Annotated in this window: 20 protein-coding genes and 3 pseudogenes; 14 read left to right on the forward strand and 9 right to left on the reverse strand. The window is 70.4% G+C overall.

All coding sequences use genetic code 11. The features are described 5' to 3' along the window. Positions 1-172: 172 nt before the first annotated feature. The gene (locus UK12_RS19920) at positions 173-1,390 is read left to right on the forward strand and encodes a CopD family protein (protein ID WP_045304402.1); all 1,218 of its coding nucleotides are present in this window, start codon (positions 173-175) and stop codon (positions 1,388-1,390) included. Positions 1,391-1,532: 142 nt separating this feature from the next. Here the strand turns inward: UK12_RS19920 and UK12_RS41455 are convergent, their stop codons facing one another. Then, positions 1,533-1,685, reverse strand: a complete 153-nt coding sequence (locus UK12_RS41455; protein ID WP_197085009.1) for a hypothetical protein — start codon at positions 1,683-1,685, stop codon at positions 1,533-1,535. Positions 1,686-1,712: 27 nt separating this feature from the next. After that, positions 1,713-1,973: a hypothetical protein gene (locus UK12_RS41460; protein WP_197085010.1), complete on the reverse strand. Its 261-nt coding sequence runs from the start codon at positions 1,971-1,973 to the stop codon at positions 1,713-1,715. Positions 1,974-2,366: 393 nt separating this feature from the next. Here UK12_RS41460 and UK12_RS41465 point away from each other — a divergent pair. The 7 genes and pseudogenes from UK12_RS41465 to UK12_RS43405 form a co-directional block, all read left to right on the forward strand. Then, positions 2,367-2,643 (forward strand): annotated as a pseudogene (locus UK12_RS41465) (SpoIIE family protein phosphatase); the annotation flags it as partial. Between the two features lie 321 nt (positions 2,644-2,964). After that, complete coding sequence (locus tag UK12_RS19935) at positions 2,965-3,447, forward strand: DUF6328 family protein (protein ID WP_045304404.1); 483 nt, start codon at positions 2,965-2,967, stop codon at positions 3,445-3,447. Between the two features lie 413 nt (positions 3,448-3,860). Next, positions 3,861-5,939: an alpha-galactosidase gene (locus tag UK12_RS19940; protein ID WP_045304405.1), complete on the forward strand. Its 2,079-nt coding sequence runs from the start codon at positions 3,861-3,863 to the stop codon at positions 5,937-5,939. Between the two features lie 433 nt (positions 5,940-6,372). After that, on the forward strand, positions 6,373-8,013 hold the full coding sequence (locus UK12_RS19945; protein WP_052682013.1) for a hypothetical protein: 1,641 nt from the start codon (positions 6,373-6,375) through the stop codon (positions 8,011-8,013). A 21-nt stretch (positions 8,014-8,034) separates the two neighbouring features. Then, a complete protein-coding gene (locus tag UK12_RS19950; protein ID WP_045304406.1) occupies positions 8,035-9,189 on the forward strand; it encodes a hypothetical protein in 1,155 nt (384 codons plus the stop codon). Between the two features lie 188 nt (positions 9,190-9,377). Next, on the forward strand, positions 9,378-10,133 hold the full coding sequence (locus UK12_RS19955) for a tyrosinase family protein (RefSeq protein ID WP_045304407.1): 756 nt from the start codon (positions 9,378-9,380) through the stop codon (positions 10,131-10,133). A gap of 206 nt (positions 10,134-10,339) precedes the next feature. Then, positions 10,340-10,708, forward strand: a pseudogene (locus UK12_RS43405) (maleylpyruvate isomerase N-terminal domain-containing protein); the annotation flags it as partial. A 48-nt stretch (positions 10,709-10,756) separates the two neighbouring features. On the opposite strand, the gene UK12_RS19965 reads toward UK12_RS43405, so the two are convergent. Together UK12_RS19965 and UK12_RS19970 are read right to left on the reverse strand one after the other, a co-directional pair. Beyond that, positions 10,757-11,161 (reverse strand): substrate-binding domain-containing protein, encoded by a 405-nt coding sequence (locus tag UK12_RS19965; protein ID WP_052682014.1) that lies wholly within the window; start codon positions 11,159-11,161, stop codon positions 10,757-10,759. Beyond that, complete coding sequence (locus UK12_RS19970; RefSeq protein ID WP_045304409.1) at positions 11,103-12,272, reverse strand: PP2C family protein-serine/threonine phosphatase; 1,170 nt, start codon at positions 12,270-12,272, stop codon at positions 11,103-11,105. Before UK12_RS19970 ends, UK12_RS19965 begins: the two co-directional genes overlap by 59 nt. 50 nt (positions 12,273-12,322) lie before the next feature. On the opposite strand from UK12_RS19970, the gene UK12_RS39835 reads away from it, so the two are divergent. Continuing rightward, positions 12,323-12,535: a hypothetical protein gene (locus UK12_RS39835; RefSeq protein ID WP_156178818.1), complete on the forward strand. Its 213-nt coding sequence runs from the start codon at positions 12,323-12,325 to the stop codon at positions 12,533-12,535. A gap of 251 nt (positions 12,536-12,786) precedes the next feature. Then, complete coding sequence (locus UK12_RS19975; protein ID WP_045304410.1) at positions 12,787-13,755, forward strand: hypothetical protein; 969 nt, start codon at positions 12,787-12,789, stop codon at positions 13,753-13,755. Positions 13,756-13,921: 166 nt separating this feature from the next. Here the strand turns inward: UK12_RS19975 and UK12_RS19980 are convergent, their stop codons facing one another. Then, the gene (locus UK12_RS19980) at positions 13,922-14,818 is read right to left on the reverse strand and encodes an ATP-grasp domain-containing protein (RefSeq protein ID WP_045304420.1); all 897 of its coding nucleotides are present in this window, start codon (positions 14,816-14,818) and stop codon (positions 13,922-13,924) included. Between the two features lie 155 nt (positions 14,819-14,973). Between UK12_RS19980 and UK12_RS39845 the strand changes: the two genes are divergently transcribed. Beyond that, the gene (locus UK12_RS39845; RefSeq protein WP_156178819.1) at positions 14,974-15,141 is read left to right on the forward strand and encodes a hypothetical protein; all 168 of its coding nucleotides are present in this window, start codon (positions 14,974-14,976) and stop codon (positions 15,139-15,141) included. A gap of 296 nt (positions 15,142-15,437) precedes the next feature. Here the strand turns inward: UK12_RS39845 and UK12_RS43410 are convergent, their stop codons facing one another. Both UK12_RS43410 and UK12_RS19985 read right to left on the reverse strand, forming a co-directional pair. Continuing rightward, positions 15,438-15,785 carry a hypothetical protein gene (locus UK12_RS43410; RefSeq protein ID WP_231591297.1) on the reverse strand — a complete coding sequence of 116 codons (348 nt, stop codon included), beginning with the start codon at positions 15,783-15,785 and terminating at the stop codon, positions 15,438-15,440. Next, complete coding sequence (locus UK12_RS19985; RefSeq protein WP_231591298.1) at positions 15,745-16,323, reverse strand: LLM class flavin-dependent oxidoreductase; 579 nt, start codon at positions 16,321-16,323, stop codon at positions 15,745-15,747. Before UK12_RS19985 ends, UK12_RS43410 begins: the two co-directional genes overlap by 41 nt. A 1,124-nt stretch (positions 16,324-17,447) precedes the next feature. Here UK12_RS19985 and UK12_RS39850 point away from each other — a divergent pair. Continuing rightward, positions 17,448-17,600, forward strand: coding sequence for a hypothetical protein (locus tag UK12_RS39850; RefSeq protein WP_156178820.1), 153 nt, complete (start codon positions 17,448-17,450; stop codon positions 17,598-17,600). A gap of 126 nt (positions 17,601-17,726) precedes the next feature. Here UK12_RS39850 and UK12_RS19990 read toward each other — a convergent pair whose 3' ends face one another. Further along, the gene (locus UK12_RS19990) at positions 17,727-19,112 is read right to left on the reverse strand and encodes an IS1380 family transposase (protein ID WP_045304411.1); all 1,386 of its coding nucleotides are present in this window, start codon (positions 19,110-19,112) and stop codon (positions 17,727-17,729) included. A 99-nt stretch (positions 19,113-19,211) separates the two neighbouring features. Between UK12_RS19990 and UK12_RS38210 the strand changes: the two are divergent. After that, positions 19,212-19,665 (forward strand): annotated as a pseudogene (locus UK12_RS38210) (transposase); the annotation flags it as partial. On the opposite strand, the gene UK12_RS44485 reads toward UK12_RS38210, so the two are convergent. Continuing rightward, the gene (locus UK12_RS44485) at positions 19,652-19,786 is read right to left on the reverse strand and encodes a hypothetical protein (protein WP_269432034.1); all 135 of its coding nucleotides are present in this window, start codon (positions 19,784-19,786) and stop codon (positions 19,652-19,654) included. The pseudogene UK12_RS38210 and the gene UK12_RS44485 overlap by 14 nt on opposite strands. A 506-nt stretch (positions 19,787-20,292) precedes the next feature. On the opposite strand from UK12_RS44485, the gene UK12_RS36745 reads away from it, so the two are divergent. Further along, positions 20,293-20,868 (forward strand): DUF5994 family protein, encoded by a 576-nt coding sequence (locus tag UK12_RS36745; RefSeq protein WP_156178821.1) that lies wholly within the window; start codon positions 20,293-20,295, stop codon positions 20,866-20,868. Positions 20,869-21,261: the final 393 nt, after the last annotated feature.

Genomic DNA, 21,261 nt, shown 5'->3' on the forward strand with positions numbered 1-21,261 from the left:
AGCACCTTCTGCACTGGGCACACCTCCGACGCCGCGGCCGAGTCCGCCCACGACCGCCACGGCAGGCGCCGAGCGCACTCCCCCGCACGGTTGCGCCGTCAATTAGGCATGGCTAACCTAAGTTTCCTTGTCTCCCCCATGAGTGAGGAAGGCCACCGTGCCCTCGCCTTTGATGCCCCCTGCCCTGACGTCGTTGGCGGCGGCCGCACCCTCGACCCCCCTCGGTCCCTTCGTCGACAGTGCCGTGGCCTGGACCACCTGGGTCACCCTGATGGGCCTGGTCGGCCTGATCGCCCTCGCGGTGCTGTCCGCAGGCCCGGCCGCCGCTCGCACGGCACCGAGCGCGCTTGCCGCAGTCACCGCCCGGCTCGCCCGGGCCGCCGCCGTCGTCGGCGTCCTCGCCGTCCCGGCCGTGCTCACCGACCTGGCCCACGGTGCTTCGCACGGCGGCGGTTACGACTACTCGGCGGCGTGGGACTCCCTCTACGACGGCAGCAACGCCGGCCGGCTGTCCGGGCTCGAGGTCACGCTCTCCCTGGTCGCCGCCGCTCTGGTGGCTCCGCTCGCGGTCCGCTCGGTCGCGGCCGGCCGAGCCCGCAGCTGGCTGCTGGGCGCCGGCCTGGTGGCGAGCTCCGTCGCGCTCGGTACCACCAAGTTCCCCACCAAGACGCCCGCCGACTGGGGCCGCACCAGCTTCGAGACCCTGATCTGGATGCTGCACCTGCTGGGCGGCGGCATCTGGCTCGGCGGCCTGGCAGGTCTGCTGCTGCTCGCCGCCCCCGGCGCGATACCCGCGGTCGAACGGCGCGCTTTCTGGTCGATGGCCATCCGGCGCTTCTCCGTCAGCGCCACGAGCTGCGTCGCGGCCATCACCCTGTCCGGCCTGTTCCTGTACTGGGAGCACGTGGACGGACTGTCCCAGCTGGTCACCACCATGTACGGGCGCGTGCTCGGCGTGAAGATCCTCATCTTCGGCGGCCTGCTGCTGCTCGGCATGTTCAACCAGTTCTGGCTGCACCCCCGGATCGACGCGGCGCGCGACGAAGGCGATCAGCGCCCGCTGGTCACCGTGCTGCTCCGCAGGTTCCCGCTCGTGGTGGCCGTCGAGGTCCTGCTCGGCATGACGCTTCTGTTCGTGGCTCCCTTCCTGCACGGCTCCGCCCGCAACCAGGCCTACCAGGCGCAGGTGGCCGAGCAGTCCGCCACCGCCGTCCCGGCGAAGAAGCTGCCGAAGCTCGCAGCGAAGCAGGTCGGCACGGACACCTGGGTCTGGGGCACGGCCGAGACGGTCGCCGTGGTCGTCCTCATGGCCGGTGGCTACCGCCTCTCCGGCCGACTGGCCGGCCGCCGCACGGCAGCAGCCGTGACCTCCTCGCCCCTCCCGAGCTGATCCGAGCTGATCCGAGCGAACGAACGGTCGCCCGCGCCCCGAACAAGGGGCACGGGTGGCCGTGTTGGTAGCGGCGAGGAGCTCCGCCAGGAGCGAGTACGCACCGGCCGGCCGGCCAAGCCACCCCACAGGAACCAAGGGGTCAGCGTGACTTGGGGAAGGCCGCGCGCAGTCCGGATCCGTTGATGATGAAAGCGGCTGCGGCGATGGCGAGAGCGCAGGTGGCCTGCATCGCGACGAACCACGGCGGGAGGACACCGGGGATCATGTCGATGGCGACGATCGCGATCGGCATGATGATCGAGATGATGCGCACGCGTAGCTAGGCCCGTCGTGCTCCCCGTGCGGCGAGGACGGTCAGCCAGTACGTCACCACAGCGCTCGCGAGCACTCCGGATGCCCGGCCCCACATGAACGACGTCACCTCGTGTCCGGTGCTCGCGAGGACGACGACCGTGCCGAGAACTACGGCGCTGAGCGCTCCGCAGGCCGCGATGAGGACCTCCACCTTGCCGAAAGCCCGTCGGGTGAGCGGATGGTGGAGGTGGGCGACTTCGGCCGTGGTGTGACTGGTGGTTTCCATGTCTCTCTCTTCCTCGCGTTGTCCGGCGTGGTGTCGACGTCAGGGAGCGCATGGGTGGTGCGGCATGGGCTTGGACGTACGGGGTGGTGGGGCCAGACCCGCTCCGGAGCCGATCATGGGGGTATCGGGCTCCGCACGGTGCACAGTGAGAGCACCAAGCCGTACCGGCCGGACCGGCGCATCGCGGTAACCGCGGTCGCCACGGTCGGAGTTGTGAGACAGAAGGAAGGCTCATGCGGCAGGTGGCGTCGTGGGTGACTGGTGCCTGCGTGGGGTTCATGCGGGCATGCGTGGTAGCGGTCGTCAGCATGCTGGTCCCGGCCGTGTGGGCCGCTGCCGTGGCGCCGGGGATCTGGTGACGTCATGGGCAGCGGCATCAATGCCGCCGCCACCATGGGCCAACTGCGCACCGCCACCCGCACCCTGGCCGAACTCGACCTCGACCCGGCCCAGGTGATGCAGCACCTCGACCACATCACCACCGGTCTGGACGAAGCCATGGCCACCTGCATCTACGCGGTCCACGACCCGCACCCGCTGCCGCCTGGCCACCGTCGGCCACCTTCCTCCGGTCCTCGTACCCCGTCTCGGCAGCCCCCGTCTGATCGACCTGCCGACCGGGGCACCGCTCGGCGTCGGCGGCGTCCCGTTCCAGGCCAGAGACGTCGACCTCGGCATCGGTGACCTGCTCGTCCTCTACACCGACGGTCTCGTCGAAACCCGCGACCAGCCCATCGGCGCCCCGCCTCGACACGCTCCTGCACCTCCTCTAAGGCCCCCGGGGTTCCCTGGACGACACCTGCGACCGCCTCCTCGGCTCCCTCCGTCAACCGGGCGACCACGACGACGTCGCCCTCCTCATCGCCCGCGTCCAGCCCCACCCCACCGCCCCACCGGCACAGCCGCCGACCTGAGCACCGCCGCTCCGCGCAGCGCGGGAGTCCGCCGACGCGGCTCGCGTACCGTCGGCCGCCGGGTGACAGTGAGATCCATGGCCGTACAGCCCGAACGCACCCCACAGCCGGAGCGCCACGAAACACCCGACGAGCGAGCCGACCGGAACCTGGTCGAGCTCCTCCAGGAGCTGCGAGTCCTGCAGACCGGCGTGCAGATCGTCTTCGCCTTCCTCCTCGGCGTGGCCTTCACACCCCGCTTCACCCAGCTCGACGACACCCAGCAGGACATCTACGTCGCGACCCTGCTGCTCACGATCATCTCCTCGGCCGTCCTCGCCACCCCCGTGGCCCTGCACCGCGGCCTGTTCCACCGCGGCGCCAAGCGCCGGATCGTGGCCCTGTCCACCCGGCTCACCCAGACCGGACTCGTCTTCCTCGCCCTGGCCCTCAACGGCGCCGTGCTGCTCCTCATGGACGTCGTACTCGGCCGCACCGCAGCCATCGCCATCACCACGGCCACCACGCTGGTGTTCGCGGGCCTGTGGTTCGTCCTGCCCTGGGCACTGCGGCGGCCCTGACCAGTCCAGCCCCCGTAGCTGCCACGTGTGCGACATGCTCGCTGCGGCCTCCTCAGCCACCAGCCCGCCACAGACCAGAACACCCATAAACAAACAGAATCACCCGTAAGTTGTGATCGATTGCGTTGAGTCTTGTCGCACCCCGTGCGGTGCAATATCGTATGGCACTACCGCCGGGCCCGGCGGCGCTCCACCCTCCGTCCGCCGGTGCACCAGCCCGAGTCGGCGGATTCAGCAGCCCAACCATCGGCGGCGCACCGCCCGCAGGCCGCCCTGGAGTCAACACCCTCCACCCGCAAGCCCGTTCGCGACGCCTTCGCCCCGGTGCGCGAGGGCCGGCACACCATCACCCCCACCGGGCGTGCCCTTCGGCGTGCCCGGCCATCCCCCAACCTCCACTCTGGAGCCCCCACATGCGCGTTTCACCGAAGCGCCTCGCCTGCGCCGTGGCCACCCTGGCCATGGCCGCCGCCAGCCTCGGCGCCCTGACCGTCGGCGCCGCCTCCCCGGCCGCCGCCCTCGACAACGGGGTCGCCCTGACCCCGCCGATGGGGTGGAACTCCTGGAATTCGCTCGGCACCGGGGTGACCGAGCAGCAGGTCAAGCAGACCATCGACTTCATGGCCGCCAACGGCCTGGTCCAGGCCGGCTACAACACCGTCACCATCGACGACGGCTGGTCCCTCTCGCACCGCAGTGACCAGTCCACCGACCTGGTCAAGAACTCCTACGGCGCGATGCAGCTGTACGACGACAACGGGTACCCGGTCCAGGGCACCGACGGGACCGGCAACGACCCGACCTCGGGACACCTGGTGCCGAACTCCGACTTCCCCCCGCAGAGCGTCAACGGACGGACCGTCAACGGCATCCAGTACCTGACCTGGTACGCCCACAGCAAGAACATGAAGTTCGGCATCTACAGCACGGACACCTATACCACCTGCCAGGGGCACCCGGGAAGCCTGGGCCACGAGACCGCGGACGCCACCGACTTCGTCTCCTGGGGCGTGGACTACGTCAAGTACGACGACTGCCCCTACGGTCCGCAGATCGTCGGACCCGACGGGCACAACTACTACACCCAGGGCGAGGGCAGGGAACTCACCCGGTCCATGTACGCCCGCGTGCAGACCTTCCAGAAGGCCCTCGACGCCGCCTCCGCCGCCCAGGGCAGGCCGAAGGTCACCCTCAGCGTCTCCGCCCAGCCCGTGCACACCGGCGTCCCCTACCTGCTCGACGCCAACGACCCGGCCCGCACCGACCCGGTCATCCGGGCCGCCGGCACCCCGCAGTACCAGTCCCCCGGCTACGCCCCCACCGGCGTCTGGTGCGGCCAGGTCGCCAACCTCTGCCGGATCGGCGGCGACCGCGGCAGCGACCTGAACGGCGTGCTCTACGGGCAGCAGCTGGGAACCGCGCTCCAGTACCCGGGCAACGTCCGCCCGGGCAGCTGGAACGACATGGACATGACGTTCACGGGGTGGAACTACCCCTGGGGCGTCTACGGGGGCACCACCAACTGCACCTGCGCCAAGTCGTTCACCGACGACGAGTCGCGCACCGAGCTGTCGGTCCTGTCCATGATGGCCGCCCCGCTGATCTCCGGCGCCGACTTCCGCACCGCCACCGACTCGCAGACCACGGTCAACGGCACCACCTTCTCCACCGGCATCAACTCCTCCAGCCTGGCGATCTACAAGAACGCCGACCTGATCGCCATCGACCAGGACCCCCTGGCCAAGCCCGCCACCCTGGTCGGCAGCGCCCCCAACTCCCCGACCGCGCCGGTGATCCTGAAGCGCCGGCTGGCGGGCGGCGACATCGCCGTCGCGCTGGTCAACCAGGACCCCGGCAACTGGGCCATGCCCAGCACCACGCTCGGCGCGCTCGGCCTGACCGGCTCCAGCTACGGCTACAAGGAGATCTGGAGCGGCGCGACCGGCACCACCACCGGCACCATCGGCGGCAACTGGATCCCCGCGCACGGCGTCGCGCTCTACCGGATCAGCAGCGGCACCGGCGGCACCGGCAGCACCCACGCGAGCATCGTCGGCGACGGCAGGTACCACGCCGTCGCAGCCGGCGGCACCGGCGGTCTGGCGCTCGAAGTCCAGGGCACCTGCAGCGCCAGCGCAGGCGCCAACGCCGACATCAACACCTACTGGAGCGACCACACCTCCGAGCAGTGGCTGTTCACGCCCAACGCCGACGGCACCGTGCAGATCAGCGACAACTGCAACACCGGAACCCAGGTGCACACCGTGCTGGCGGGCGGCAACGGGACCGGCAGCGCCTACCTGATCAACGCCACGCCCGACAACCCCTGGCAGAAGTGGAAGGTCACCCAGAACAGCGCCGGCGCACTCACCATCACCAACGTCGGCAACGGCCTGACTCTGGACATCGCCGGCACCACCACCGGCTCCACCGCACTGACCAACCCGGCCAACCCTGCTGCTAACGGCCAGAGTTGGAGCATCCTGTCCTGACCTGAGAGGACATTCCGAGCCGGCACGACGGCTTCCGGGTCACCTGATCGCGTGGGATCGGGCGGTTCGGGCCGGTCGTGCCGCTCGGTTTCTGGCGACTGCTGTGGACTGTTCACAGACTGCGGGAAACTGTCGATCCGGCAGCGCGACGAACGGCTCGGCGCGGTGTACGCGCAAGCCGCCGCGCTCGGCCCCAGCCTCGCCCGCGACGGCGACAGCGCGCCCGGAGAGGTGCACACCGGCACAGGCACCGACCTGCTGTCCGGTGACGAGCGACAAGTGAGGCGTGACGGGATCCTCCCTTCGGCCTGATCGGGCGCGCGCCCCGGCGCCGCGCGTGAGCCAATGGATCGTCCACGCACATCATCACGTCACAGCGCGCGGGACATCCCCCGGTCCGAGAAGGCCCGGGTCCAGCGGAAGGGCATGAGCAGTGCAGGAGTTCCACGAACACCGAAGGGCGACGGCCTGGGCGCGGAAGTCCCTCGGAGCGGTCGCCGATTCGCCCCGCGACACCGCAGGCGCGGCCGACGCCACCGAATTCCGCATCTCGGCCGGTGACCGCCTGCGGATCGATGCGCTGGAGACCGGACGGCTGTACCGCCATGTGACCGGCATCGACCACGAGGCTCGTTTGATGACCCCGCAGGAGCTTGCGGAACTCGGCGACCCGATGGCCACGGTCCTCTTCCGCCGGAACATCTTTCCCATGACCGTGCAAGAGCTGCTGGCCGCTCTGCCGCAGCCCACCACTCCCTCCCAGCAGGCCGTGTACCTGATCAGCGAGGCAGGGCAGATCCCGCCGGACACCGCGCCCGGGCTGCATCGCGACATCCGGTTCGCGATCACCCGCTGCGTTCAGGGCCGGGACGTCGACCTGCTGGTCAGCACCGGCGCCAACGCGGACCCGGCCACCACGTTCCTGCAGGTCGCCGCGTGGGACCCGATCGCGAAGGTCTTCAACTACTACATGCGGATCACCCCGACCTGGGTGTGGGCGGGGAACTCGTGGTCCGCGCTCGCGCCCGGCTCCCGAGGGAACGGCTGCTTCGACAGCCACATCAACGGCAGCGTCGTCATGAAGGAACTGAGACAGCCCTGGCTCAACTGGCAGTCCCAGGCGGCCACCATCCAGCTCGCCCCGGACGACCCGCTGCGTGGCGACCCGCTCTACCAGCAGGTCTCCGGCGCCCAGAACCTGGAGCTGACCGTCCGCTCGCTGGTCAGCCGCTGGACGGCGGCCCGCCTGGCCGCCGTCACGGCGGACGGCACCATCGAGCACCCCGACCACCTGCTGCGCCACCTGTTCACCACCACCTCGGTCAACCTGACCAGCAGCGCGACCCAGAGCGCGACCATCACACCGACCGGCGACGACCTCCCACTGCCCGCAGGACTCTGGCTGAACAACGACGCCCTGCTCGACGACCTGGCGCTGCCCGCGACCGCGTCGCTTCCCCTCGCACCCGCGTCCCGGTACGTCGACAGCCTGACCACCTTCGGCTTCCGCCTGGAGGAGAAGGCCGGCGGCTTCTCCCGGACCGGCGACAGCTTCTTCGCCTTCGTGACGCCCGAGGCCGCGTACGAGGACAACGACGTCGTACGCCAGATGGTGCAACAGGCGATCATCCCTGCGAAGTTCGCCGCGTGCGCCCTGATGGTCGACTTCACCAATCCGGTGTTCAGCACGGACCGCGCCCGGCTGATGGCCTACGTCCCCACCGCCCCGACCGCCGTGGCGGCGCTGAGCGACCGGATCGTCCAGGCGATCCTCGCCGCCGCCGCGAAACTGCCCGCCACCAGTCCGGAGGCCCGCTTCGCGGCCGCCTGGAACCTGACCGACAACAGCTGGGCCACGACCTTCGCCCAACGCATCGACACCTACCTCGGGCACGTCACCGCCCGGATCCGCACACCGTCCGGTTTCGACGACTACGTCAGGCTGGCCGAGTCCCGCCGCCGCGAGTTCAGAGCGATGAGACTGAACGAATTCGAGCTCACCCTGCCGGTCACCGACATCCCCGCCGACGCCCCTCGGCTGACGATGCTCGAGGACGCCACCGTCACCCCCTGAGCACACCCAAAGGAGCACAGCGTGAGCACGATCAACGCCTACGACCCTCCCGGCCGTCTCACCGACCTGGACGAGACCGGGCTGAAAGCCTGGAACGTCTTCATCACCAACAGCATCGACCAGGCCATCAAGGGACCCGACGCCGGCCAGGCCCTCAACGACAGCCCGCGCAGCCAGTTCTACGACCTCACCAGAACCGACACCGCGGCGGACGCCACCGAGGCCCCCGTCACCTGGACAGCCTTCCCCCGCCGTATCAAGGTCCACTCGATCGGCGACAACCAGCGCTGGCAGCGCGCGGACGCCAGCCGCGACGTACAGGATGAGTACTGCGAGTGGAGCGTCACCCGCGACCCCTCCTCAGGGAAGATCACACAGGTCATGTTCACCTGCGAGGGGCCGGAGTACTGGGACCTCCTCGCGCAGTCGAGCCCGGCCACCGTCCTCCAGCTCTACCGGACCCACATCAGCCCGAACGTCCAGCAGAACGACCTCTTCGGGATCGACGGCAGCTACCAGCGACGCAACCGCTGGAACGACTCCACGACCCACGGTGCCATGCACCTCATCCAGGCGGCCAACACCCTCGGCGCCGAGATCGAACTCGCCGCCGCAGCGAGCATCGTGCGGGTCGTCAACGGCCAGGAACTCACCACCGACCAGGAACTCATCCAGTGCGGCAAATACGGTGAGCCGGAACGCAACAGCGACCCGCACATCGGCGGAGCCGTGAACGCGATCGCCCGGCAGAAGGCCGACATCGCCCTCACCAACCCCGTCGGGCTCTACTTCGACGACCTCAAGACCGATGGCTGGGCCGCCCCGGACGGCTCCGACCCGAAGAGCTACTGGACCTACCGGCGCGGCGACGCCACCCACCCGGTGCGAGCCGTCTACGAAGTCCCCGCGGACAGGAACTTCACGGTGGGGGACATCACCATCAACGGCACGCCCATCCAGTACGGCGCGCAGATCGCCGACTTCATCACCATCAGACTCAGCGCTGTCGCCTGCCGGTTCGGCCAGAGCACCGGCCAACCACAGACCGCCTGCGTCCAGTTCCCCCCGCCGCCCGCCGGACCGGCCGCGCCCGCCCTCGCCGCGGTCCCCCTCTCGGCGCACGGCTACCGGAGTTCCCCCGCCGCCCCCAGCTCGCTCACCACCCGCCGGCGCTGACCCCGCCCCGGACCTCTGCCCCGACCTCACGGACCCGGTGACCACGGTGCAGCGCACCCCGCACCCGCTGCCGCGAGCGCCCTCCCGCCTCCACCGGTCCACCACCGAGCTGCGGGATCCGGGTTCCGGCGGGATGGTAGGAGGCAGGGGACGGCCGAACTCCGGCGCCGCCGGAGCCACACCTGCCCATGCTCGGTCTCCTGGAGGCGAACATCCAACGGGTGCTGCAGAAGCCCGGTTTCGCCCTGCCGTACTGGGACTGGTCGGCCGACGGCGACCTCGGCTCGCCGACGAACGCCCAGATCTTCACTCCCTCCTACCTCGGCGGCGACGGCGATCCGGTCACGACCGGGCCGTTCGCCTTCAGCCCGGCCGATCCGGCCACCTTCACGGTCCGGATCCAGAGCGACCAGAGCGGCATGAAGCTCCTCCAGACCCACCGGGGCCTGCGCCGGTCCTTCGCGCAGCCGCCGCCGTTCGGATGGCGGACGCTGCCGACCGGCGCCGAGGTCAAGGACACCCTCGCCTTCACACCGGCCGGCGGCAACCCGGTGGACCGCTACGACGTCCCCGCCTTCAACTCCTCCTCGGAGGGTTTCCGCGACCGGCTCGAAGGCTGGCTGCCGAAGGATCCGAGCCGGCCGGTGCACATGCACAACCAGGTCCACGTGTGGATCGGCGGGGACATGGCGCCCGCCACCTCACCCAACGATCCGGTGTTCTTCCTGCACCACTGCAACGTGGACCGGATCTGGCAGGGCTGGATGAACCGCTACGGCCGCCTCTACGCCCCCGACATGAGCGCCCCCGCCACCACCTACCTGGGCGAGCGCATCGACGACCCGATCGTCTCCCCGCTCAGCACCGGCACGGCGGGCACTCCCGCGACGCCGAGGTCCGTCCTGGACATGTCCGCGGCCTACACCTACGACGCCGTGCCCTGAGGCCGCACGGCCGTGCGATTCGAAGGCAGCAACACTGGCGCCTTCAGCGGACCGGCCCGAACGGCACGAGCGCGTGCCGCGCCCCGCGTGCCGCAGAGCCCGCGCAACTCGCCCCCGGCTTCGGCAACGTGGGCGAGTTGCGCCATCGCCGACGGCATCGCAGCCGTCGGTGACCTGCGCACAGACGGGTCGTAGAGTACGGGCCCGTGTCCGACACCATCGCCATCTCCCCGACCGAGGCCGAACTCGCCCTCACCGGCGTCCGCAGTTCCGCCGCACGCCTCGTCACCTCCCTCGACGCGCTGACCGACCTCCGGTCCCGTGAGCCGTCGGCGCTGCCCGGCTGGAGCCGCGGCCACGTCGTCACCCACCTCGCCCGCAGCGCCGACGTCTACCGCTGGCTGCTGGCCCTCGCCCGGGCCGGCACCGAGCCCGGCCCACGGGCCGACGCCGCCGCGCTGGACCACGCGCTGCGCGAGGGCGCCGGACGCGGCGCCGCCGAACTCGTCGCCGACCTGCGCACCAGCCTGGACCGACACACGCGGTCGGTGCTGCGGTCGGCGGTGCGTGCAACGGGGCAGCTGATCACCACGCGGGAACCGGCCCCGTCCCCCAGCCCGTCCTCATCCGGGGACGGTCTGCCTGCCGCAGTGGTGCGCGACGGTCTCGGCGAAGGCGCGGGCCGGCGGGGAGAGGGCGGCCCAGCGACGCGCCGCCCAGCCTGCGGTGAGGGCGGGAAGCGCGGGGACGGGGATCGACCTCAGGTCCGGGCGTCCGGGACCGGTCCAGGCGGGCAGGGCCGGGACGACGGCGTGGCCGAGTCCCAGCTCGGCCAGCAGGATCGCGGTGTCCCAGTCGGCGACGCTGGCGCCGAACACCGGCCGGATCCCGGATTCCGCGAGCCAGGCGCCCGGTTGCAGGCGGGAGGTCGAGTTCTCCGGGAGCCCGATGAGCCGGGCGTCCTGCAGGTCAGCCGGCTCCAGGAAGGCCTTGGCCGCCAGAGGACCGGCTGCCGAGACGGTCGACAAGGATCATCGCCACGTCGTCCGCCAAGTCACCTTCGGTGTGGCGGATCAATGCCTGGTGCAGTTGCTCAAGGAACTCCTGAGGGGTGGTGTTGAAGCTGATCGACTCCATGGCCTCCGGCAGAGGGAAGAAACCGTTGCCAGGGTCGCGGGCTTCGATCACGCCGTCGGTGTAGAGAAGCAGACGGTCGCCCGGTACGAACGGATAGCCCTCCGGCGTCTCGGGAGGACCGGTGACCAGGTCCTCCAAGCCCAGTGGCGGACGCGGCGAGGTGGGCATCAAAGCCTGAGTTCGGCCCTCGTGGAGTACCAGCGGGGGCGGATGGCCGCGGTTGACCAACTGCACTACGGGTTCGCCGTTCGGCACCTGGGCGATGAGTGCGGTGGTGAATCCCTCCATCAGAGTTTCCTCGGGGAAGGCGCCCGGCACGGCGGCCTCCCGGCGCAACGCGGCCGCGCAGTGATTCATGACCCCCACGAGGTCGTCCTCATAGTGCACGACCACCCGGAACGCGCCCAGCGCCACCGCGACCGCGCGCATGGCACTGAGCCCCTTGCCGCGGACGTCCCCCACGATCATCCGCACGCCGTACCGAGTCTGCACGGCCTCGTACAGATCACCGCCGACCTGCGCCCCGGTCCCGGCCGCGAGACACAGGCTGGCCGCCCGCACCGGGCCCAGGCGCTCGGGGACCGGTCGCAGAATGACCTCCTGCGCGCACACGGCGATCCGGCGGATTTGGTCGAACTCGCTCCTCCTGTAGGCACGCACGACGCTACTCGTGATGAAACCGGCTACGGAGACCAGAGCCAGAGCGAGGAAGTTGGTATAGACCTGAAGGGTTCCCCATGCCTGGTTGTAGGTGGCCGTGGCCACGCTCACCGCCAGTGCGAGAGCCACCGCCAGGGCGGTGCGCTTGGGGTCCATCGTTACCGCCGCCAGCGCCGGCACCGCAGTGAGAAAGGGGCCGGTGTAGATGAAGTGGGCAGGGGTGAGCTCGATGATCAGCACGGCCAGCGCGATGACAAACGGCACGCACTGCGCCAGTGCGAGCAGGCCCCTGCTTTGACCGCCCGCTCCTGGTCGAGAAGGCGGGTGGAAGAACGACACCATACGTTCAGCCTGCCTCGCAGACGCCCCGGTGGCCTCCTAGCAGAAGGGCGATGAAGATCTCGGTTTCGGCCCGACGTGCACGCAGTGGGGCCAAAACCGAGATCTTCATCAGTCCCGTCGGCGATGATCGCGACGCCCAGCGGACCGAGAGCGTCGAGCACGGCCTGCTGCTGGGTGAGCGAACGGGTGTCCCGGGCGGACGTGCGACGCCTGCTCGCCGGGGCGCCACATGCGCGGGCATCGGACCGGGCACGGTGCCGTGACCGGTCACATTACGTCGGGATGACCGATACCGGTCAGAGGGCGGTCGGCCTACCGTCGATGAACGTCACCCCGTCGGCGTCACCAGCCCCTACCCGCACCTTTGCCAGTACGTCCTCTCCCGCGCCCTCGCCCGGCTCGACCCCGGTGTGGAGACCGTCTCCGGAGACCCGGTGGCGTTCGTCCGCGACCCCGAGCGGCAGGACCGGGCGGGCGCGACCACCTACGCAACGCACCAGAAGTGAGCACCCACATGCTGTTCCGTTCCACGACCGAGACCGACCTCGACCGCGTCACCGCCGTGACGGTCGACGAACCCGTCGGGTGGATCCCCGCCGACCGCTACCTCGAAGAACTGGAGGAGGGCATGTACCGGCCGGAGTGGACCTGGATCGCCGAGGACGGCGGCCGGGTCGTGGCCCGTGCCCTGTGGTGGGGGCAGGCCTCCAGCGAGCACCCGGTCGCACTGGACTGCCTGCACGTCGACCCGTCGGTCGCCGACCGCGTGGCGGTCGCGGCCGGGCTGATCACCGCGGGCCTGCGGGCCTTCGCCGAGCAGGGCGCGCCCAAACCCCCGCTGTACAACCTGACGCTGCCGAACGGCTGGCGCCAGGATCCGGCCGTGGTCGCCGCCCTGGCCTGGCGGCGCGACGCCGCGCTGGCGGCCGGGCTCACCGCCGAGGTGGAACGGCTGCGCCTGGAGTGGACCCCCGACGCCGGGCTCCCGGCCTCCAGCGGGCGCCTCACCTTCACCGAGGGGTCGGACGAGGAGTTCCTCGACGTCTTCCGGCGGATCGCGGTCGACAGCCTGGACGGCGAGACGCGCCGCAACCTGGCGGCCATCGGCGCCGAGGCCACCGCCCGTGAGGAGGTGGACTTCTACCTCAGCTGCCCGGGCGAGCGCTCCTGGTGGCGCCTGGCCCGCACGCCGAACGGGCAGGTCGCCGGCCTGGCCCTCCCGTCGGCGACCCCGTACAGCCGCAACGTCGGCTACCTGGGCGTGGTCCCCGAACTGCGCGGGCGGGGGTACGTCGACGACGTGCTCGCCGAGATCACCCGGGTGCAGGTGGAGGCGGGTGCCGAGCTGATCACGGCCACCACGGACACCGACAACGCCCCGATGGCCGCCGCCTTCGCCCGGGCCGGTTACCGGACCGCGCAGACCCGGATGATCTACGCGGTGCCGGAGGCCCCAGGGGCGACGCAGGCTCCGGCCTCATGAGGCCGGCAACGCGGCGAGTTCGGTGCGGGAGCTGACGCCGAGTTTGGGGAACGCGCGGTAGAGGTGATGCCCGACCGTACGGGGGGAGGGGAGTCAGTGCCAGCGGTACCGCCGCCGTTAGGGAGGAGAGCGCCAGGACACGCACAACGCGGGCCCCAGGCCGCAATCACCGCCCTGGCCGCGGCGTGCTGTGGTGCAGGACCACCGACGGCTCCCCGAGCTGGGCGGTACCTGCACGCAGGTACCCGGCATCCCTGGGGGCGACCAGTTCTCGTGGTCCGGCAGCCCGGAGCACGACCTCCAGGACCTGGTCAGGATCGGCCGCGTAACTGTGGGCGAACCAGGGCATGTTCGCCTCGACCACCGCCCACCGTTCACCCCCCGTGTCGGGGTCCTGGCTGAGGCCGACGTCGACGACTACAGCACTGGGAAGCGAGCCCCGGTGGGTACGCAGGAGGGCGTCGGTGAACGCACGGACCTCCCGCTCGTGCGAGTCGCCGTCCAGCGCCGCGACATCGAGTCGCCCGAAACGGGCGTACCGGCTGCCCGTGGCTATCCGTCCGTCCAGGACGAACAGCCGGTACTCGAAGGCGAAGGTCACCACGTCGGAGACGAGGACCGGGGTGTCGGGGCCGATCCGCTCGCCGTCACGCGGCAGCCTGGTGCCGTCGGCATAGACCGCAGCGGGGAACTGCTTGTCGCTCGGTGGTTTGACGAACAGTGGGCGGTTGGCGGTCCAGGCCTGCGAGAGCGTGGTGAGCGTGATCCGTCGGCCGGTGAACTCCTCGGGCAGCTCGGTGAGCCAGTCGTCGGCCGGCTCCAGCAGCCCCAGGCCCAGCCGAGCGGCGATCCGGTCCGCCGCGAGCGGCCCGCCGTACCAGTGCACGGCGCGCCCGGCCAGGGCGTCGACGACATCCTGGCGGTCCAGCCCGACGTGGTCCAGACCGCGCCGCCGCGCGGCTTCCGCGAGGAGTAGACCAGTGCTGGTCTCCTGCGCCGTGGTGAGGAACACCGGACCGGCCGGACGCCACGGCGTCGTCGTCCCCGTATCCGCCCCGCTCATCACCACTACCCCCTCTTCTGCCTGGTCGGCCGCCCACCGTAGCCGCGCCCAACCCGCCCGGACCAGCGAATATCCACCACGCCGGCGTGGCCGCCGGCCCACCGACACCACCAGCTCCCAGCGCAGCGACCGACCTCGCCGCCACCGTGACCCAGATGGTCCCCAGTGCACTGCGGCGAGCCCTCACCGTGCCCGGCACGATCCCGTGGAACTGCGACCTCTCCCCCATCAGGTCGCCGTCCTCCGCGAAGAGTTACAGGCTCCATCAGGTTGCGACCCACCTCCGGGCCGTCCACGGCGCCGCCCACCAACTGATCGGCTGAGCCGAACAGCACTGCCCCAGCCGCCCTTCGCCCCGCATGCAGTCCGCCTCGCCCGCAGGCACGCATCGTGGAAACCCCCGGCATCAGCACCGACGACCTGCCGGTCAGCGTCGTCGACAAGGTCTGGCAGGCGAGCGCGTCACCGGTCCCGAGCACCCGCCGATCGGGCGCCTGGCCGGGTCAGGCCGCCGGCAGCCTTGCCTTGAGAGCGTCTTGCCCGAACGGCTCTTCCCGCCACAGGCGCCCCCGGTGGGCGAAGGATCCGAGGCAAGCGCCGGTGGTTTCCGGCGGTCTCCTCAACCCAGCTGTGCCAGGCCCTCGGTGGCGATGCGTTCGAAGACGGTGAGGTCGTTGGCGAAGACGGAGTCGGGAACCGGCCAGTGCAGGACGAGGTCGGTGATGCCCAGTTCGCGATAGGTGCCGGCCCAGTGGACGAAGGCGTCGAGGGAGCTGAGAGGGCGTTCGGCGGTGAAGCCCTGGAGGAGGACCTTGGCGAGTGAGTCGGGGGTGCGGCCCTCGGACTCGCAGGCCGTGTGGAGTTTCGCCAGCTGCGCGGCGATCACGGCGGGCGCGCGCTCGGCGGGGACGTCCGGGTCGGCCGGATCACCGCAGGTGACCCAGCCCTGGGCGTGGCGGGCCGCCACTCGCAGCCCCCCGGGGGCCGGTCGCGGCGAGGTAGAAGGGGATGCGCGGGCGTTGGACGCAGCCGGGGATGTTGCGGGCCTCGACGGCCGCGTAGCGGTGCCCCTGCTCCGTCGTCGCGTCCCGGGTGAGGAGCTTGTCGAGAAGGGGGACGAACTCGGCGAAGCGGTCGGCCCGTTCCTTCGCGGACCACGCCTTCTGGCCCAGCACCGTCGTGTCGAAGCCCGGCCCGCCAGCGCCTATGCCGGCCGTCAGGCGAGCGCCCGAGATGTCGTCGAGGGTCAGCAACTCCTTGGCCAGGGTGACGGGGTGACGGAAGTTCGGCGACGCGACCAGAGTGCCGAGGCGGATCCGCTCGGTCACCGTCGCGGCGGCGGTCAGGACGGGGATCGCGCCGAACCAGGTGTCATCCCGGAAGGACCGCCAGGACAGGTGGTCGTAGGTGTACGCGGTGTGGAAGCCGAGGTCCTCGGCCCGCTGCCAGATCTTCTGCCCTTCGCTCCATCGGCGGGTGGGAAGGATCACTGTGCTCAGGCGCATGCCGCCGACCCTATCCCGGCGCACCCCGGCCGGAGCCCCCGTCGAGCCCCTTGTCCCGGCGGTCGGGCAGGGGGCAGGGTCAAGTGCAGACCGCTTGGCCCCTCCAAAGCCCCACCGGTGGAACATCGGTGATCGACGCCCTGGAAACCCCGATGCACAGGCGCCCGCGCCCAGGCCGACACGCGCGATGCGTACAGGTACACGGCCCGTGACCAGGCCCGGCAGCCGCCCGCCGCAGTCGCGCGGCCGTGGTCACCACGCACCATCGACAGTTCCGTCCTCTCCGTCCCCAGCGGGACCGAGCCCGGCTCAACCGGCTGGCTGGTCGTTTTTTCGGAAGCAGTTTCGCCCGGCCGACCGGAATCGACCACGGGCCTTGACCACGCCTCGGTAGCGGCAGACGTAGGCCATGGGCGCGCCCTGCCTCGGAGACGGCGCATCACCCGCCGGAGAACGAAGGCGAGAAACGACCCGAATACCGGTGGCCGCAGGATGGGACCTCACTGCGGCTGCTAGACAGGCCGCCCCCGCATCTCTGCGGAGACGGCCTACGCCCTGCGTAAACACCAGTCTGAACAACAGCATTTGCACCTGCGCCCCCGCCCCTACGTGCCCCCGTTATCTCCCAGTCGAAAGGCCGGGCGAAATTTCGCGATCACGAGTCGCAGAATCAGGGCTCCTGTTTTACCGAGCTGCATATTCGCCTCCTCGAGATCGACTTCCGGTAACTTCTTCCGGCACATTCCAGGCTACTCCCCAAAACACGTATGCGGGGCATCCAGGTTCACAAATACCACCGCTTGGGCTCGCTCTTGCGGCTTCGCGCCCCGTTCGGGCCGCCCGGGACAGGCACAGGGCCTGCGGCTCCTGATGTGGGCCGTTGCTCCGGGTTGCGCAGTTCCGCTGGTCGGCGGCAGGGGCCATCCGAACACCTTGCCCACTTTCGGCCACGAGCCGCTCCAGGGGCCACGCCCCGCACCTACAAGATCGATCCAGGCTCGGATGTCGCGGGGGTGAGAGCCGGTGCGATGCTGAGACCGAGAAATCGCCGGCGAGGCGTGTACGGATCTGCATCGAAGCAAGGCGGGGAAGTCGGCCGAGGAAAAAGCTGCTGCGGATTACCCATGGCGGAAACCGCGCGGAAGAACCACAAGGCTGTGGTGGACAGGTCGGAAGGATTCGGCGAGCGACTGCTGGGGCGGCGGCTGGACCGCACCCACGAGATGCCGCCAGCCTGGACAGCTCAGCCCGAATCCACCGGGCTGATTCCGACCTGATCGTTTCAGCGGGTTTGTTGGGGTGCTCGGCCGGAAGGCGTGGGGTGTCCGCTGGTCTGCCCAGCTCTTCCACGTGTGCTCCGGTCGGGCCCTGGTGGGCCGGGTGGTCGGGTGGTCGGGTGGTGATCACGCTGGTGGTGCGTGGGCGGCGTCGAACAGGTCGGTGAAGGCGTGCTGCCAGGGCCAGCGGTCGGGCAGACGGAGCGTCAGGCGGCGGCCAGAGCGGGCGATGCGGGCGGGGATGTTGACCAGGTGGGCACGCAGGGTAGCCGTCGTTGCCCTTGATTGGAACGTGCCGGCGAGGCAGCCGGCGGCCCGCAGCAGGTTGAACGCGATCGCCCACAGGGTCGGCCACGCGTTGTTGGCCTGGAAGTTCCCGGAGGGCAGGTGGGCGAGTGGTCCGGACTTGCCGTCCGCGATGACCTGCTCGATGACGGCGTGCTGCCGGTGCTGCAGCTCGGCCTGCGGCATGGCGAACGGGCTGTCGGTGAAGAGGGCGTGGTAGCGCCAGGTGGTGAACAACTCGCCTTGTCCGGCGGCGGCTTCGGCGTTCAGACGGCGGACCCGGCGGACGATGAGACGTGCGGTGACCTGCTCGGCCTTCTTGCGGCCGGTGAACGCGGTGTAGCTGGTCTCGGCGACCTCGGCGTCGGAGACCAGCTCGCCGGTGTCCGGGTCCACGAACGCCTCGGGGTACCGGATCGGCGTCCAGGCGTCCTCGGCGATCGCGCTGATCGCGGCGGCGATGTGGGGGTTCATCCGCACAGTCAGCGAGAAGTGCGCGTTCGCGCGGCGGCAGGCGGCCACGACGTCGGCGTTGTAGAACTGGCTGTCCGCGCGGACGATGACGGTCCCAATGGCTCCGGCCTGGCCGGCGGCGGGCCGGGCTTCGGCGGTGAAGGGTCCGGCGCCGCGGGCGTCGGCGGCCTTGCCCCGCCGCAACCTGACGGCCGCGATCACGGGCCGGGCCAGGGGCGTGCTGAGGGTGGCCAGGATCGGGTGCAGGGTGCGTATGCCCTGGAATCGGCCGACCTCGGCGCCCTGCTTGGCGCGTCCGTAGACGCGGCGGTGGGTGGGGTCGATGTCCGCGAAGGCCACCTGGTCGACACCGGGCAGCAGTGGGGTGGTCCGGGCCAGGCGGGCGAGGAAGTCCCGGTGCACCGAGTGGAGTTGGCGGTTGTGCCCGTGCGTGAAGGCGCGCAGGAAGGTACCCAGGGTGGACGGCGCCCGCACTCCGCCGAACAGCAGGCCCGTCGCGCCGTGCCGCAGCCGGTCGGTGTCGCCGATGGAGTCGGCCCCGGCGCACATCGCCGCGATCAGCATCATCGCTTTCGCGCCCGGGTGGGCGCCGCCGCTGTTGCCGGTGCCGCCGATGCGCAGCCGCTCTGCGACGAGACCGGGCAGGCCAACCCGTTCGGCCAGGCGGACCAGCGGGACCAGCCCGGCGTCCGCGATCAGGTTCGGCTCGTCGAACGCGGCAAAAACCGCTCGCGGCAGCATGAGAGACTGCATCCCGGAGATGCCCCTCCAGACCCGGTGGATGTAACCCTAGACAAGTCATATCTTCCCTGGTCTGAGGGCATCTCCGCTTTCATGTCCGGACCCTGGACCGGCTATTGGCCGGTGGATTCGGGCTCAGCGATCGGCACGCTGGTCGAGCGCACCAGCCACAACACGATGCTGCTGCACCTGCCCCCGTCGGATGGCCACGGCGGCCCACGGGCCAAGAACGGCCCGGCGCTTGCCGGGCATGGCTCCGAAGCCATACGCGACGCCATCGCCACCACGATCACCACCCTGACCGGGCAACTGTGCAGGTGTCTGCTTCGCCGACCCGCACAGCCTCTGGCAGCGCGGCACGAACGAGAACTCGAACGGCCTCCTTCGCCAGTACTTCTCCAAGGGAACCGACTTGACCAGGCACAGCCGAAGCGATCTCGACGCTGTCGCCGCCGCCCTCAACACCCGCCCCCGAAAGATCCTGGGATGGAGGACTCCCACCGAGGCCTTCAACGAGCATCTGTGCTCAACGGCAGACCGTATTGCGGCGATCACCTACCACTGACGATCGCGCTCTCCCCGTACCTCGCGATCGTCGCACCACTGGTCAGCTGATCGAGTCGCAGCACCACCAGCACCCGAACCTCACCGTGCCCGCCGTCCTCCCGGAGATCGTCGTCCGTCACCGGCGGCACCGCCTCCTGCGCAGCCGACTCGCAGCCCGGCTGCGGCGAGCACTCCGACCCCTGCCGAAAACCGTCGTCACGACCGTCCCGTTCCACGTGCAGCACAACGGGAAAACAGCCCGACGTGCCCAACTTCCCACAGCTGCAATCCAGTTACTCATCCGGTACCGCGCATCGCGTCCTGGGGGAGGCCAGCGCAGACGACATCCCCGAAGGTCCCGGCGGCATCGTGATCGCCTGCGCACGGTGCGGTGCACACCGCGACTGGCTCCTACTCAACTTCCGCTACCAGCTCTTGGTCCACTGCCGGTTCGCCCACGAGCGGTGGCGCACAGTCGCCCTCGGGAGGATTTCCGCTCTCCAGAGCACTCGGGTTCGGCGCCAACCCGGAGTAGTCTGGATCTTACCGAAGGCACCTCGTAGCCGGCACCGGACACTGGCGTCGCCTCCGGCGAACGGCTATCCCGGACCTCTCTCTTGTCTGGCCCGGAGACAGGTCCTTGATCATGACTGTCACCCTCGATCGTGCGACGACGCCTCGGGCTCCGGAATCCGCTGTACGGCTGTCGCTTGCGCCCGGCGGCATACGTGCCGGCCGGCTGGACGGTGCCTGGTGGCCCCGGTCGCGTGATCTCCTCCTCGAACTTCCCTCCCTGGTAGCGGAATTGGACAAGCGGTGGGGCCGGGTCACCCGGATCACCGTGAATCCGGCGCAGTGGCCGGCCATCCCCCGGCGGGTTCCGGTTGCGGGGCACACCGTCCATGTCGGCTGGTTCACCACGGAGCAGGACCAGCACGTGATCATGGTGTTCTCCTACGCTCCTCTCCAGCTGGAGCTGCTGGTCGTTCCACCGTCGACGGACGCCGTCGACGGCGCTCGCCTGATGTCCGAAGCGGCTGACCCGGCCAGCACCGGGACCGCGAGTGCTTTGCTCGCGGCCGGTGGGGACGGCAATGTCGTAGCAGGGGAGTTCCGCTCCGATTTCCTGCCATCGGCCGCCACGCCCACCAGCGGCCCGGGTGAGGCCGACAGGCGCGCGAATGTCGCCCGGATGCGTGCCGCCGCATGGCCCGAACCCTGATAGCCCGGCGCCTCACACGGCCGGATCCGCCCCTGGGGGAGGAACGTCCGACAGGAGTGGCTCGGCAGTGGGAGGAGAACAAGGGGCAGGGAGTCAGACCAGCAAGCTCGCAGGTTGCCACATCCGCTCGTCGGTCGAGCCCTCCTGGCCGGGGCCCGCACCCGGTGGAGGCAGCCCGTCGGGGTGCGTCAGGGGCGCCTTACGGAGCACGTCGCAGTCCCCATGCGAATACGGTGCCTGTGTCGCGCCACCAGCGCGTAGACCCGGTGGGCGCAGAACCGCACGCCTGGCACACCGACCGCGGCAGCGGCGAGCCGGTATCGACGGGCCGGTGATGACCCGGCGTACCGGGCCAGCGCGTCGGCGCCGCCTGCACGCACATTGCCGTCCTTG

The sequence above is a fragment of the Saccharothrix sp. ST-888 genome (assembly GCF_000955975.1).
GTDB lineage: Bacteria > Actinomycetota > Actinomycetes > Streptomycetales > Streptomycetaceae > Kitasatospora.